The 13,606-nt window shown below is 55.1% G+C and carries 16 protein-coding genes; 2 read left to right on the forward strand and 14 right to left on the reverse strand.

The window, feature by feature from the left end:
- The first annotated feature begins 221 nt into the window (after positions 1-221).
- Positions 222-995 carry a DICT sensory domain-containing protein gene (locus E5K03_RS10920; RefSeq protein WP_138006884.1) on the forward strand — a complete coding sequence of 258 codons (774 nt, stop codon included), beginning with the start codon at positions 222-224 and terminating at the stop codon, positions 993-995.
- Between the two features lie 19 nt (positions 996-1,014).
- On the forward strand, positions 1,015-1,620 hold the full coding sequence (locus E5K03_RS10925; RefSeq protein WP_138006885.1) for a class I SAM-dependent methyltransferase: 606 nt from the start codon (positions 1,015-1,017) through the stop codon (positions 1,618-1,620).
- A 19-nt stretch (positions 1,621-1,639) separates the two neighbouring features.
- Here E5K03_RS10925 and E5K03_RS10930 read toward each other — a convergent pair whose 3' ends face one another.
- From E5K03_RS10930 to arsD, 14 genes are all read right to left on the reverse strand, one after another.
- Complete coding sequence (locus tag E5K03_RS10930) at positions 1,640-2,173, reverse strand: multiprotein bridging factor aMBF1 (RefSeq protein ID WP_138006886.1); 534 nt, start codon at positions 2,171-2,173, stop codon at positions 1,640-1,642.
- Between the two features lie 72 nt (positions 2,174-2,245).
- Positions 2,246-2,848, reverse strand: coding sequence for a CDP-alcohol phosphatidyltransferase family protein (locus E5K03_RS10935; protein WP_138006887.1), 603 nt, complete (start codon positions 2,846-2,848; stop codon positions 2,246-2,248).
- On the reverse strand, positions 2,845-3,360 hold the full coding sequence (locus tag E5K03_RS10940; protein ID WP_138006888.1) for an adenylate kinase family protein: 516 nt from the start codon (positions 3,358-3,360) through the stop codon (positions 2,845-2,847). The genes E5K03_RS10935 and E5K03_RS10940 overlap by 4 nt, the downstream gene beginning before the upstream one ends.
- Positions 3,357-4,451, reverse strand: coding sequence for a histidinol-phosphate transaminase (gene hisC, locus E5K03_RS10945; protein ID WP_138006889.1), 1,095 nt, complete (start codon positions 4,449-4,451; stop codon positions 3,357-3,359). The genes E5K03_RS10940 and hisC overlap by 4 nt, the downstream gene beginning before the upstream one ends.
- A gap of 64 nt (positions 4,452-4,515) precedes the next feature.
- Positions 4,516-5,253, reverse strand: coding sequence for a fumarylacetoacetate hydrolase family protein (locus E5K03_RS10950; protein ID WP_138006890.1), 738 nt, complete (start codon positions 5,251-5,253; stop codon positions 4,516-4,518).
- Between the two features lie 229 nt (positions 5,254-5,482).
- The gene (locus tag E5K03_RS10955; protein ID WP_205742991.1) at positions 5,483-5,815 is read right to left on the reverse strand and encodes a DUF7344 domain-containing protein; all 333 of its coding nucleotides are present in this window, start codon (positions 5,813-5,815) and stop codon (positions 5,483-5,485) included.
- Positions 5,816-5,823: 8 nt separating this feature from the next.
- Entirely contained in the window at positions 5,824-6,300 is a 477-nt protein-coding gene (locus E5K03_RS17925; protein ID WP_394343979.1) for a monooxygenase family protein, read from the reverse strand.
- A 1,213-nt stretch (positions 6,301-7,513) separates the two neighbouring features.
- Positions 7,514-8,557 (reverse strand): tyrosine-type recombinase/integrase, encoded by a 1,044-nt coding sequence (locus tag E5K03_RS10970; protein WP_138006893.1) that lies wholly within the window; start codon positions 8,555-8,557, stop codon positions 7,514-7,516.
- Positions 8,554-8,958, reverse strand: a complete 405-nt coding sequence (locus E5K03_RS10975; protein ID WP_138006894.1) for a DUF5805 domain-containing protein — start codon at positions 8,956-8,958, stop codon at positions 8,554-8,556. Before E5K03_RS10975 ends, E5K03_RS10970 begins: the two co-directional genes overlap by 4 nt.
- A 284-nt stretch (positions 8,959-9,242) precedes the next feature.
- The gene (locus E5K03_RS10980; protein ID WP_138006895.1) at positions 9,243-10,073 is read right to left on the reverse strand and encodes a BtpA/SgcQ family protein; all 831 of its coding nucleotides are present in this window, start codon (positions 10,071-10,073) and stop codon (positions 9,243-9,245) included.
- A 415-nt stretch (positions 10,074-10,488) separates the two neighbouring features.
- Positions 10,489-10,677: a halo-CC-star protein HcsS gene (gene hcsS / locus E5K03_RS10985; protein ID WP_138006896.1), complete on the reverse strand. Its 189-nt coding sequence runs from the start codon at positions 10,675-10,677 to the stop codon at positions 10,489-10,491.
- Entirely contained in the window at positions 10,668-11,042 is a 375-nt protein-coding gene (gene hcsL, locus E5K03_RS10990; RefSeq protein ID WP_138006897.1) for a halo-CC-star protein HcsL, read from the reverse strand. The genes hcsS and hcsL overlap by 10 nt, the downstream gene beginning before the upstream one ends.
- Entirely contained in the window at positions 11,039-12,976 is a 1,938-nt protein-coding gene (arsA, locus tag E5K03_RS10995; RefSeq protein ID WP_138006898.1) for an arsenical pump-driving ATPase, read from the reverse strand. Before arsA ends, hcsL begins: the two co-directional genes overlap by 4 nt.
- Positions 12,977-13,306 carry an arsenite efflux transporter metallochaperone ArsD gene (gene arsD, locus E5K03_RS11000; protein ID WP_138006899.1) on the reverse strand — a complete coding sequence of 110 codons (330 nt, stop codon included), beginning with the start codon at positions 13,304-13,306 and terminating at the stop codon, positions 12,977-12,979.
- Between the last annotated feature and the right edge of the window lie 300 nt (positions 13,307-13,606).

Below are 13,606 nucleotides of genomic sequence, written 5' to 3' on the forward strand. Positions count from 1 at the left end.
GGGTCGGGGCGCTCTGTAAACCGCCCATCCTCATCCCCCGAAATCGCTTCGCGTGGAGTGCTATCGGCGTAGGCTGAGGGAATTACAAAAGCCACGAGTCACCCGACCCGTGGTCGTTTACCTGCTGTATAGTCTCGCTATCGAACGGTTCGCTCCGATTGATCGCTTTACAGCGAGGCAAAATACCAAGTACTAGGATATCCTCGGTACGGTTATCGAGGATGTCCCTCATCGAACTCATCGCCGGCGTCGAGGCCCACGAGACGGTGCTGACGGCGGTCAACACCGATCCCGAAGCCGTCACGGCGCTGGAGGAACACTTCAGAGACCGACACGTGTCGGTTACTGCTGGGGATCTCGACGGGGATCCGCGATCGTTTGTCGTCTTAAGTCGCGACGGGGAGTTCGTGACCGCTGTAAGTGTTGATGAGATATTACGCACAAGCGAGTCGACTGACCCTGGATTTGAGACCGAAAGCTATCGCCCCATTCTGGATCATCTTGACGAGACCATGTTTACGTCCTACTCGATCGGCCAGATGGTCGCGGCCTCGAGAGAGATCGAAGATCGGGCGTTTCGTATCGGCTCTGGACAGCTCCACTCTGGATTCCAGACACTTTCGGTCCTTGCGAGTGAGATTCCGACGTACAATCGGATTGCCTCACGGGCTGGCCTCGACATCCATGCCTATGCAGCACCTAAAGGTGATGTCCCCGAACACGGTGATTTCACGATCCACATTGAGCGAGATGGCGAGATCAGAAACACCTGGTTCGTGGTCTACGACGGTGCGGGAATCGACGAAAACAAGTGTGCACTGCTCGCCGAAGAGCGCGGTGACCGGGAATTCTACGGCTTTTGGAGTTACGACCCTGGGACTGTCGACTACATTATCTCACACCTGACGACAAAATACGGGCTGATCGAGACCGATGGGGGTACTGAGTCCGACAAACACGGAGCATTCGACCGAACAACTGAGGCCAGTACGTGACCCTGAGCGATCGAGGCTCATGACCGACTGGGATCGCCGTTTTCGGACTGGTGAGTATCCACAGGATCCAGATCCATCGGGGATATTGGTCCAGTTCATCGACGCTGTGCCCGACGGTCGAGCGATCGACATCGCCACTGGAACCGGACGAAACGCGGTATTTCTCGCCGATTGCGGGTATACCGTCGACGCGATCGATCAATCCCAAGACGGACTTCGAATCACAGCCAATCGAGCAGCCGCTCGCGACGTGGATGACCGTCTCAACGCGATCCAAGCAGACATCTCGACGTACGAATTTCCGAGAGAGACCTACGAGTTTGCAACAATCAGCTTCTATCGTGCCGTTGACCGGTTTCCTGATATCAAAGACGCGCTCGTTCCCGGCGGCTATCTTTTTGTCGAACACCATCTTCGATCGACGGAAGCGACGCCAAGCGGCCCCAGCACCGATCGCTATCGGTTCGCGGCGAACGAACTTCTGCACGCGAATCTCGATCTGACGGTCCTACATTACGACGAGGCGATCGAAGCGCGGAACACCGATAAACGTCGAGCAACGGCGCGGCTCGTGGCCAGAAAGACAAGTGGTGGTCGCCAGTCGTATCCGGTCCGATCTGAGTAGCGGTCAAGCCAATAGCTGATCAGTCTTTTCGCCTGACGACATCTCCAAGCGTCATCCCACTGCTGGTGTCGCTTGACCATTCGTCATCGTCGACGTCGATGCCTTCGACGAGCGAAATATCGAGCGCGCGCTCAAGCTTCTTTTGAACGCTATCGCTTGGGAGCATATCACCGCGCTCAATCTTCCTGATCAGGCTTGCCTTTTCGTTGAGCTGGTTTGCAAGCTCTTCTTGGGTGAGACCGGCTGCTTCGCGGGCATCTCGAACGCGATCGTCGTAGTCGGTGGCGATCTCGTCCATGTCGTCGAACATGTCGCGCCGCCGCTGAGAGCTGGTCGTGCTGTTCGAACCGCTCGATCCTGACGATCCGGACGACCCGCCAGCTTTACCCGAACTCGAGGAGGTCGAATACTTGCTCGCGCTCGTGGTCGTCGATTCAGTGCGGACTTCGGTGCCGAAATCCGTACACGAATCACAGAGTTCCAGTTCGGCACCTTCGACTTTCGTGGTAGTGAGCGACGCCTGGGTAGCGCCACACATCTCGCACTGTGGCATACTCGGTCAATGTTGGTCCCCCAATAAAAAGGATGCGTCGGCGGCGATCTGGAATCTTGTATCTGTCTGTCACTAGACGTCGGACCACGCCCCCCAAAAGCGCTGGATCGCTGTCACGTGCCCAACGACTGCAAACAGCGCGAGCAACAGCCAAACGACACCTGCCCCTGCGATGATCGGTGCCGAATAGACGGCCGCGACAATACCGACGATTCCGACGAGTGCGAGCCGATCGGCTCGACCCAACAGCCCGCCGTACTCACGGCCGAGGCCAACTGCCTGGATCTGCGTCCCGAGGTACGACGTCATCAACACACCCGTCACAGCGGCGAACCCGAGCGCATACGCTTCGATCCCGGCCGCAAGCCCAGCGAGAATGAGAATGTCTGCGTACCGATCGAGTACGTGATCGAGGAGGTCTCCGGCAGGAGACGCGATATCCTGTTCGCGGGCCAATGCGCCATCGAGGAGATCAAGCCAGCCGTTTGCAAGGACGAAAAGCGAACCCAACACGTACCACATCGGGGATGCGATCGAAAACGCAACCGCCGCAGCCACGGCAAACCCCATCGCCAACACGCTCACCCCGTTTGGTGTGAGTCCAACGCGATCGGCAACACTCACAAACGGTTCGAGTAGCCGGTCGGCAACTGATCGGAACTGATCTAGTGTCATACGGTGAGGTACTCCGTGTAGTCGATCTGGCCAACATTCGGTTCGGCATTTCCGCGCACAACGGCGGCGAGCGCGTCGGCGACCACCACGGGTGATCGATCTGTGGTTTCAATTTCATACACACGATCGAGTCCATGGCGCTCGACGGCTTCTGAAAGGATCACGTCGAGCGCCTCGCTTTCGGCATTTTCGGCCGCGCTCTGTTTGCACTCGCCGCGATCGAGCAGCCGATCCCGAAGCCTGTCAGGACGGCACCTGAGCACAACGATCCGATCGGCATCGAGGTAGTGTGCGAGGTGTGATTCGACAATCCCATCCCAGTCGCCGAGGTGCTCGCGCACGGCGTCCAGATCAACAACCAGCGAATCGCGATCGGCGTCGCGTTCGGTCCACAGGTCGTGGGTACGGATTGTCTCGTTGAGATGGACAACTGGAACCGATTGGGCTTCCGAGACCGCCTCAGTTACCGTCGTCTTCCCCGTTCCAGGGGTTCCAGTTACGGCGATCTTCATGACTGTGCTGAGACCTCGCTTAATACTTTGTTGAGTGTATCGACGGCCGTTCTGGTTTCAGCTTCAGTCCCACAGGAGATCCGGACGCATTCGGGCAGTCCGAAACTCGTACAGTCGCGAATGATGACGCCGCGTTCTTGACTCCGTCCGGCAACCGTTTCGGCGTCCCCGACGTCTGCGAGCACAAAGTTGCCTGCGCTGTCCCACGTCTTTGCGTCGAGGTTCTCGCGCATGTACTCGCGGGCCCAGCGGGCGGTTTCGATCGACCGATCGACGTGCGCGTGATCCTCAAGCGCAGCCAGCGCGGCTTGACAGGCCAGTTCGTTGGCCGCAAACGGCGTGTTCACACGGGCGTACGCGTCGGCCCACGCGCTGGGAACGATCGCGTAGCCGATCCGGAGGCCGGCGAGCCCGTACGCTTTCGAGAACGTTCGCAACACGGCGATGTTCTCGTAGCTGTCAACCAGTTCGATGCTACTCGGTCGTTCGCTGTACTCGCCGTATGCCTCGTCGATGACAATGAGGGTATGTTCGTCGACGCCTGCTGCGACCGTCTCGATCGCCTCCCGGGAGAACTCCGAGCCGGTCGGGTTGTGTGGCGTTGTCAGGTAGACTATCCGCTCGCCGTCGTACGTATCGAGGACCAACTCCGCAGTTTGTGCGAAGCCGTCAGCCTTCGAGAGGTCATACGTCCTCGCGGTCCCGTGGTGGTACCGCGCGCTCATGCTGTAATACGCGAAGCCAGGATCGGATTCGAGGATTACGTCACTCGGTTCGAGAAACGCCCGGCTCAACAGATCGATCGCCCCGTCAGCGCCTGGCGTGAGCCACACCTGTTCGTCGGCGACGTCCCACCGGCCGGCGATCGCTGTGGTGAGGTCCGTGTGTGAAGCCTTTGGGTAGACGTGGAGACCAGTGGTTTCTGTAGCGTCTATGACTACCGCAGACGCCTTTGGGCTCGATCCATGAGGGTTCTCGTTCGACGAGAGCTTGATGAGTTCGTCGGGGTCCAAGCCGAGGTCGCGGGCGACCTCCTCGATGCCTCGGCCGGGAACGTACGGAGAATGCGACGATAGATCCCGTGTCTGCATACCTGTATTCAGCGGTGCACTGCCCTTAAGAGTGCTCACATGGCGTGGGTTTGACAGCCGACGCTCACGGAATCCGCACGTCATGTTCGAGTATTCCGATCCCTTCGATCTCGATTTCGACGGTGTCTCCATCCGACAGCGCACCAACGCCCGCTGGCGTCCCCGTCGAAATCACGTCCCCCGGTTGTAACGTCATGTACGTCGTAATTTCCTCGATTAGCTCTGGGACTGAGAAAATGAATTTGTCGATCGACGAGGCCTGTTTCGTCTCACCGTTGACACGCAGTTCAATTGAGGCGTCGTCTGGGACCGCGTCCTGATCTGCCAGTACCGGGCCAAGCACCGCGCTGTTGTCGAACGCCTTGCCGCGTACCCAGTTGGTTTCGACGTTCTGATCGTCGCGGTTCGACAGGTCATTCATGCAGGTGTAGCCGGCCACGTACGTCATCGCCTCGGAGGCTTCGACATTTCGACATTCCTCGCCGATGACAACCGCAAGTTCGGCCTCCCAGTCGATCCGCACTTTGCCCGCCGGTAACGTCACCGTCGAATTCGGGTGGGCGATCGCATTTGGCGGTTTCAAAAACAACAGCGGGCGATCGGGCGGCTCTTCATTTTGTTCGGCGGCGTGGTCAGCGTAGTTGAGCCCGACGCAGACGATCTTCGACGGCGTGGTTGGCGCGCGAAGTCGGATACGGTCTGCCTCGACATCGTAGCTTACGCCGCCTGCGGTAGCCGTTCCGTTCTCGTACGCTCCGGTCCGCTCTGTCCCCGCCGGATCGACGAATCGCACAGTTCGCATATTCGAGGCAACGCAAGTGGGAGAAAAAAGCGTTCTCACAACGGCAGCCCGTGGAGCGGCGTCAAGGACCGGCTGTCCGCGCGAAGACAGTCATAGTGTCTACGTACACGACAGATTAGTTTGATTCATCTAATATATGTCGCCTGAACCAGACAGTGCCGGTGTGGTGCATAATGCGGATTGTTCTTCAAATTCAAGGCTCTAGTAAATACACAGCAAAGTCAATATTTTACAACTCGATTGATCCGTCGAGATTCGGATCGATACGCAGGATAGCAAAGATATGTGGCTGTAGCAACTTGAAGTGTTCTGTCGGTACCACGAGTTCCTGTTCGGAATCATATTCGATGACGCCTGCCGATTCTAATTTTGGAATATGGATGTGGTGTAGCGAGATCTGAATTTCTGTTAGTATCTCTTCAGAAGCGTCAGCAACTGAAACGTTATAACTATAATTGAGTATTATGTTTCTAAGATCAGACACCGATAACGAGCGCTGTTTTGTTGCGAGTGCCGCGAGGATGATGCGACGGTAATCATCCTCACACAGTTTTAGCGTCATGTCGAATGTCATTGGCCTTCGCTCGCTAGATCGTCTTTATTGCCAGTCTGACCGAGTCGTCCATTAGCAGTCTTACGGAATCCTGTTGCAGGATAGAATGTGGAAACCCTTCGCCGTCCCGTGACTGGAATGCTGTTGTGGTATATAGTTTTGTATCCCTGGCCGCGCATTACGTACGGTTCGTTACAGACATCGACTGCGTCGCTCTCTCTTATGATTCGAATCGTCCACTTCATTGTCGGAGTGTGACAGTCACCAGTAACAAGCGTGCATTCTTGGAGTTCTTCGAACGATTGGCAGTATTGGATGAACTCGTGGCTCCAACTATCGATCTTTGTCATGTATATTATTAACTCACAATCCGGGTCGAATTCCAGTTCGTCGAGTATCTTCGGTCTCCCCCGAAAGACGGGACTCTTTGTTCGATCTGTCCAGAGCCGATGCGTTCGCATTCCGAGGCGGAAGACAACGGAATCTCTCTCCAATTCAGCGGCGGACCGCTTATTCTGTCTCGTATTGAGTACCGCTTCTTTCTCGGGTACACTGAGTGCCGATCGTTAGACCAGTTCCCAGTGCGTATTTGCGTCGTCTTCGTATCTTGTGACATAGCGATACTGTAAGAGTGAGACAGTATGAACTTACTCACTGGGAGATTCCCACTTCGTGGGAGATATGCGGCTCTCGAACCAGTTATCACAGGAAATAAAAATATATGTGTGATTTTCACCAATCAGAAATGTAGATATCTTCATACATTTAGAATCTTGGGTAGAGGCTTTCGGGGCCCTCAAAGAGCGGCCGTGCGAGTGCAGGAGTTTGGGACATTGACCGAAACTACCCGTCAGTCTTCGAGCACCCCTTTGAGAACCTAGAGATAGAATCTGGATGAAACGTGACGGGCGAGTTTGTGCACTAACGAACGCCGGCTCCTCGTTGTCGTAGGGTTTGTGCAACTGCTCAATAGTGTCCCTCTGTTGCAGACCTCCGACAATGCAGTCGAACTCCACTCGGTCGACGAAACCGAACTCTTCTGGGTACAACTCGAAGCTCGTGATTCTACCGCCTGATGAGGACGATTATGTCCTCGAAGATGGGTCTCCGCGTCCGTTCCTGACGAATCTCGATGTGAGTGACGAAATCGCACTTGATCGTCGATAGGAAGCGAAGAAATTGATGAGTATAGTCAACTCGGTGGGATTGAACGGAGTTACTCGTCTATCAAGGAGTGTGCTGCGTATACGACGTCGAAGAAATTCGAGGTTCGATGGTGGCACTTCGGGTTTGCGTGTATTGTGTACAATATGTGGCTCCTGGTGGATTTCTTAGTTCAGGAGCGAATTGGTGTAATCGAGACGCGGAAGAAACCTCGAATCACGTTACGGCGGTTCCTTGGCTGGCTGGAGAAGGTGCTAGGCACACTCGTTTAATCCTCGTTCCGGGTTCGCAGATCGTGAGAGGCATCACTCTCACTACGCGCAGCTTTCTACCATTTGTGTACCTTTTCTGAGCGGTGGTTGGTTTCTCGGCAGTTTCAATAGTTGATGTTTGGCGAATTACAACGAAAATGGAGGTAAAATTTTTGTTTCTCGTGACCGATTTGCAACTGCAGCTCGAGTATTCGGTATAGCGATATACAATATATATGTTTTCTCGCAAACGTGGTTGTCGGTCAATCTAACAGATCAACAAAAATGGTAATTAACTGAGGATATATATGCTCTCGTGATACGTTCGACGGACCTGATCGCCCCAATTGTGTGTGTATGTATCGATAATGTCGTCTGCAACATCACCCCGAAGATATTTAACAATCCCACGATCGCCAGTACGGTCACGAAGGTGCGTCGTAAAGAAGTGTCTGAAGTAGTGTGGCGTCACGTTTTCAGCGGCATCTCCGCCTGCTTGATACCAGCCCTGATCGCGAGCATACTCGCGAACGATCGTCCTAACCGCAGCCGGAGTAATCCGCTCGCCCCAGTCGCTGGTCGTCGTGACAAACAGCGGTTCTGCTGGCGATGGAGTCTCCGGGCGGATTGCCAACCACCGTTTCAACACGGCACTGAGTTCCTTGTCGATCGGGATCACAGTTCCTCGTTTCCGCTTGTTCGACGCTGTCCGTGTTTCACCGTTGATCGCGGAGCCGCGTTCGGGTTTCTCGGAGACGTACAGCGATTGTGGGCGCGATTCGAGGAGTCCACGAGGCTCGATTCGGTATACTTCACGGATATCTGAGTCTGAGAGATGGACGTCACGTAGATCGAGATTACAGAGTTCACCGACCCGCATCCCGGTTTTCAACATTGTCACGATGAGCGCCCTGTGCAGCGGATGACGGATATCGGCGACAAATGCCCCCATTTGCTCGATCGAAATTTCGCGGCGTTCAGGGTCTGTGTCGATCGTTTCGTCCATTTCCTCTGTAACGAGTCCCATGGGGTTGCCCTCGAACACGCCCACTTGATTCATGTATGCATAAAATCGATGGACGTAGGAGGCGTAAGAAGCAATCGTACTGTCTGAGAGCTCTCCACGCAGGGAGTGAACCCATGCCATACAGTCGCGATGGGTCGCTGATTCGGGACTTGCGGGTGCATTTGGGCCCTCGGTAATAAACCGCTCGAACCGCCGGAGTACTCGTTCGTAGGCGGTTCGCGTCCGCTCGGATTTGCCGTGATAGGTCATATCCTCTAAAAAGTACGCGATCGGGTCCTCGACTATCTCAGCGGATGCAGTAGCACTCATTCGTCCACCCGCTCGTATCCGCCGTTTCGTGGATTGTACCGGATTCGATTGTTCGCTTCCAGTTCGGCGATCGCGTCCTCTACTCGATCCTCGAAGTTCCCTGAAAGCTCAGTGAGCAATCCGTCCCACCCTGGATATTCCGCTGAATTGATGACTTCGAGGATGCGTGTTTTCAACCCGTTTACCCCCGGGGTCGCGTCCGGAGAAGCCACCTCTACGCTACCACTTTGTTGACTAGTAGTCCCCTGTTCAAATCCTCGCCGTCCCGCTTGAACCATCGTCCGGACGAACTCGGCTTGACTCATATTCAGCGACTCGGCGTGTGATATCCATTCGGATTTTTGATACTGTGGAACGTATGTCTTCACCGACACACGGGTCGATTCCTCGGATTCTGCCATACGCGTCCATCGATCGCCGCTCACTTCAAACTATCCTATATAATACGATAAGTGACCTTATCTCGTCTTGTAGTCCCAAATATCGCGCCGGATATAGCATTATATCGTATTATTTAGTACTATAGATTCTGAGTGGGCCAAATATAATGATAATATTTATAGTAGATTTGTTGATCTATCGGCCGATCGCGTTTTTAGAGCATACTGTCAATCGTTGACTGTTACAAATTTGAGCAGATTCTCTATTGATATTGGGTTTGGTAAAGAGTGAACACTGCCAGTAGTCACGGGTTGTTTGGTCCTCGCTGTTCGTTGGCTTGTTCGACGAGCTCTCGAACGCGATCGACAGCGACCGGAGCTGTCGTCGATCCACCTTCTTTGATTGACGTGCCGACGATCGCACCGTCAGCGATCGATAGTATCTCGCCGATCGAATCGGGAGTGACGCCGCTGCCAACGAGGATTGGCGTCTCTAATCCCCGCTGTTCACGAGTATTGACAGCGGCGTGGAGTGTGTCGATGTCAGTCGCGTGGCCCGTGCCCGTGCCGGTTACGATCGTTGCGTCGGCCAGCCCGCGTTCGGTCTGGTCGGCAAACGATTCGGCAGTGAATTCTCCCGAAGCAAGCGGTGCAGAGTGCTTTACATCAATATCAGCGAACACCGAGACGTCGCTATCGAGGCGCTCACGGAGCCGCATCGTCTTGTGAGCAATTCCTTCGATAACGCCCTGATCGGTCACACGAGCGCCTGTGTGCACGTTCACGCGCACGTAGGACGCATCCACGGCAGCGGCCACAGAAACCGCTGCGATCGGATCGTTGCGGAGTACGTTGATACCGACTGGGAGGGATACTGACTGTGCGATCGCGGACCCTGCTCGAGTCATCGACGCAACTGTGTGCTTGGGGACATCATCGGGGTAAAACGGCGCGTCACCGAAGTTTTCGATCATTATCCCGTCGACGCCACCTGTTTCGAGCCGAGTCGCGTCTCTGACTGCATTCTCGACGATCGACTCCATCGACAATTCGTTCTTCGGCGATCCAGGGAGCGGATCGAGGTGAACCATCCCGATCACTGGCTTCTCAGTCCCGAATATTTCTGTGAGTTTCATACAGGTGCCTTCGAATGTGTGTAGTTAGTCGTGTTGGCTGCCGGCCGATCGGTGTCGCAGTTCATATACATAAACTGTATATGGCTATACTAATTCCACGGCGATCTAGCTCAGTTTCGCAGAGTCGTACTGGGCCAGTTCTCGTTATTTCACCACTCACTGTTTGTCCCGCTTGAATCGGCGTTCAAGACCATTGAATACTATCAACAAACAGAATTAAACTATCTGGCGGGGCCAGTATCAATTTGCGAGCGATCGAGTTGCGATACAGACGCTCTGCCCTCCTGTATCTTGGCCCAACGAACGACGTTGCACCGGGGGTGTTTAACCATCCAGCGGCAACACCGCCGTACTCTTCAAGTCCATTACAATCTGACTCTGACTCTATCGGATTCGAGTTCTGAGTGGATTCCCTTCAGCAGCAGTCGCCGGCACCACACGCGCTGCCGTAGTCGATCCCGATCTCCCGGTCGATCGCGTCATTACACCGCATCAACAGCGAGTTGAACTCGAAGCGGCTCTGTTCCTGTTGAGCGTTCCGGAGCTCCTCGCCGAGTTCCTCGGCGGCCGCCAGGACCTCTTGATCGGAGGCGCTCAACAGCACCCACCTCCCGAGGACTGCGCGAACTCCATGCCGATCGGTTCACTAATCACATCGTTAGTCTCCTGGAGCAACTCGACCAACTCCATTTGAGCGGCCTTGTGCTGCTGGATAGTCTCGTTTTCGGCGAGCTCGGTTTGGAGCTTTTGGAGTTCGACCATGAGCGACTGATCGAAGCTCTGTTGCATCTGATGTTGTTTCTGGCGATACTCGTCGAGCAGTTGCGTGGCTTCCTTGTCGTTTTCGAGTCGTTCACTTGCGGTCATGAACTGCTGGTACGTTTCACTATCCTCGATCGCGTCGATGAACGCCCGAAGTTTCTGTTCAACGGCGTCCTCAGCGTTCTGGACGGCTTCGGCGTCGCTCATTGCGGTGACACCTCCGCTGGCTGCCGCTCGACAGTATCCAGCCCGGTCACTACGTCACCGAACGCACTGAGTTCGTCGAGACCGATCGGTTCGTCCTGACGAAGCGGCGCAAGCATCATGGGGGTCTCGAAGCGGTCCTTGATTTCGCTGAGATATTGCTGTTGTTGGGCCCGCCGATTAGCGAAGAAGGCGTTGTCGCCATACTCCTCGGGTAGGAGGTAGTTGGCGACGACGAAGGCGGTCTCGATGCCGACTTGATCCTTCAGGTCCTCGGCCGCCCGGTGGGCCTCCATCATCGGCGTGTACTCGGGGTACATGACGAAGGCAAACGAGCTTTTGTCAGGATTCTGCATCGTCTCGATCACCTTGTCGTACTGATCGCCTTTGGCGGGTGCCGCACCCTTCGTCAGCGACCCGAGATCCATGAAGCCTTTCCAGTCGGATGGGAGTTCGAGGAGTCGAAGGGTGTGACCGGTCGGCGCGGTGTCGAAGACGACGATGTCGTAGCCGTCCTCGTCAAAGTAGGCGACGAACTTTTCGAGCGCGGCCATCTCCTCGGCACACGGCGACTCCAATTCCTCCTCGACATTGGCGATGGCAGCGTCGACGTCGATCTCGGTGTCTTCCTTCTCGGCGTACATCTCGGTGACGTGATTGAGGACCTGCTCGCGGTACTCTTCGAGGGCCTGCTCCTGATCGATGCGGGCTGCATCGAGGTTCTCTTGGCTTACCGAGGTAGGGTCGTGGCCGACTGGCTCGCCAAAGATGTCTTCAAGATGGGCGGCCGGATCGGTCGTCACGACGAGTGTCTCGTAGCCCGCCTCTGCGAGTTTGGTTGCCGACGTTGCGGCGATAGTACTCTTCCCGACACCGCCTTTCCCGGTGAAAAATAAATAGCGCGTCTCACTGTCGACCGGCTGGAGCTTCTCGGTGACCGCATCTGGGTCGGTCAGCGAGTCAAAATAAACGGACTCGTCGATATCGACGTTAGTCGCTGAACCCACGTTAACGGTCGCGTCGTCGCCGTCGTAGAGGACGCCACCGACGTCGGCCAACAGATCGAGACCGGCGATCTCGCCGGGCTGCAGCGGATACGTTGCCATCGCGTTGGCGCCGAACTCGGAGGCAGCGCGTTCGATAACCGCCTGTTCGTCCTCGCGTTTCCCGGAGAAGAAAGGATCCTCACAGACCGACCCCGGTAGGTAGCCGTTGATAATCAGGAGTTGAGATTCGATACCGAGTTCAACAAGCTCCGACGCACTCCGCTGGATCTCGTCGATCGAGGAGTCCTCAGGTTTGCCGACAAAGGCAAATGAGGTTTTCTCGCTATCTTGCAGTGTGTCGATTGCGCGCTCGTAATCCTTCTTGCGTTCCTCCATCGAGGCAGCGGGGCCAATACACGTCGATCCTCCCTTTTCAAGTTCGGCGTTCCAGTCGGAGGGCAATTCCATCAGCCGGATCGTGTGACCCGTGGGTGCGGTATCAAAGACGACCACGTCGTACTCCGGTGAATCCATGAAGTCGACGAAGTTGTCGAAGGCAGCAATCTCCTCGACACACGGACTGTTGAGCTGTTCTTCGACAGCGCTGATCTGCTCATCATTGAGCAGTTCGCGCATCGGCTCAATGGTTTCGTGTCGATAATCCTCGGCGGCTTGATCCGGGTCAATCTCGATGGCAGAGAGGTTGTCGACCCCGTCGATATCAGTGACTTTGTGGCCGATCTGCTGACCGAAAATGTCCGAGAGATTCGGTGCAGGATCGGTCGTCACCAACAGGATGTTGTAGTCGTTTTCGGCGAGCCAGGTCGCTGTGGCACAGCTCACAGTGCTCTTTCCGACGCCACCTTTGCCGCTGAAAAAGACGAACTCGGTGTCCTTGCCGCTCGGTTCGATAATCTCTCGGGCGTCAGTTGTCACTTGCGTTGATTGCATTTATTCGGCCTCTTGAGGTTGATTGGCGCGCAGTTCGGCTGCCAACTCGTCGTAGGAGAGATACTCCTCTTTGGCGACGATCTCGCCGTTGACGGTCGTGATTGGGAGGATCTCAGGGCCATTTTCCTGGACGAGATCATAGATCTTCTGCGTGTTGAGGAATTGGTCGATGTTATGCTGCATATTCGCACGCGAGATCTCGGCCTCGGCGAATTCGTCTTCGAGTTGGTCAAGTGCGGCGCTCAGTTCGACGAGTTCGTCGTCGGGGTCGGGTCCACAAACACCTGTGGAACAACACATCGCTTCTTCGTAGAGTTGGATTTCGGTCATGGTTTGTTTGGTTATTGGTCAAACGAGCCTCAACTAGTTGGGACTGACAATCGTTATTTTGAGTTGTCTTGTCTCCTATTCATTTGAGAAAAATGTGAATTATATACGTAAACGTTTCGATGATAACTAAATCGTGTATCGACCGAGATAGGGGGCCGATGATCGACCAAGCGACATAAGTTTATAAAGGCTTCTGCAGATCACCGTACTTCCAAGCGAAGTGTGAATCTGGAGACCCTATTTGTGAAATTTTACTGAGGGGTACTGGCTGTAGAAGAACTTGACCGAACTATAGCGACG

The sequence above is a fragment of the Halalkalirubrum salinum genome, assembly GCF_005543295.1.
GTDB classification, from domain to species: domain Archaea; phylum Halobacteriota; class Halobacteria; order Halobacteriales; family Haloferacaceae; genus Halalkalirubrum; species Halalkalirubrum salinum.

What these genes read in the sequence shown, in the direction of transcription:
- E5K03_RS10925 (WP_138006885.1), top strand. Translation starts at nt 1,015, where the DNA reads ATGACCGACTGGGATCGCCGTTTTCGGACTGGTGAGTATCCACAGGAT.
- E5K03_RS10950 (WP_138006890.1), bottom strand. Translation starts at nt 5,253, where the DNA reads ATGCGAACTGTGCGATTCGTCGATCCGGCGGGGACAGAGCGGACCGGA.
- E5K03_RS10930 (WP_138006886.1), bottom strand. Translation starts at nt 2,173, where the DNA reads ATGCCACAGTGCGAGATGTGTGGCGCTACCCAGGCGTCGCTCACTACC.
- arsA (WP_138006898.1), bottom strand. Translation starts at nt 12,976, where the DNA reads ATGCAATCAACGCAAGTGACAACTGACGCCCGAGAGATTATCGAACCG.
- E5K03_RS10920 (WP_138006884.1), top strand. Translation starts at nt 222, where the DNA reads ATGTCCCTCATCGAACTCATCGCCGGCGTCGAGGCCCACGAGACGGTG.
- E5K03_RS10955 (WP_205742991.1), bottom strand. Translation starts at nt 5,815, where the DNA reads ATGACGCTAAAACTGTGTGAGGATGATTACCGTCGCATCATCCTCGCG.
- E5K03_RS10975 (WP_138006894.1), bottom strand. Translation starts at nt 8,958, where the DNA reads ATGGCAGAATCCGAGGAATCGACCCGTGTGTCGGTGAAGACATACGTT.
- E5K03_RS10970 (WP_138006893.1), bottom strand. Translation starts at nt 8,557, where the DNA reads ATGAGTGCTACTGCATCCGCTGAGATAGTCGAGGACCCGATCGCGTAC.
- arsD (WP_138006899.1), bottom strand. Translation starts at nt 13,306, where the DNA reads ATGACCGAAATCCAACTCTACGAAGAAGCGATGTGTTGTTCCACAGGT.
- E5K03_RS10935 (WP_138006887.1), bottom strand. Translation starts at nt 2,848, where the DNA reads ATGACACTAGATCAGTTCCGATCAGTTGCCGACCGGCTACTCGAACCG.
- E5K03_RS10940 (WP_138006888.1), bottom strand. Translation starts at nt 3,360, where the DNA reads ATGAAGATCGCCGTAACTGGAACCCCTGGAACGGGGAAGACGACGGTA.
- hcsL (WP_138006897.1), bottom strand. Translation starts at nt 11,042, where the DNA reads ATGAGCGACGCCGAAGCCGTCCAGAACGCTGAGGACGCCGTTGAACAG.
- E5K03_RS10980 (WP_138006895.1), bottom strand. Translation starts at nt 10,073, where the DNA reads ATGAAACTCACAGAAATATTCGGGACTGAGAAGCCAGTGATCGGGATG.
- hisC (WP_138006889.1), bottom strand. Translation starts at nt 4,451, where the DNA reads ATGCAGACACGGGATCTATCGTCGCATTCTCCGTACGTTCCCGGCCGA.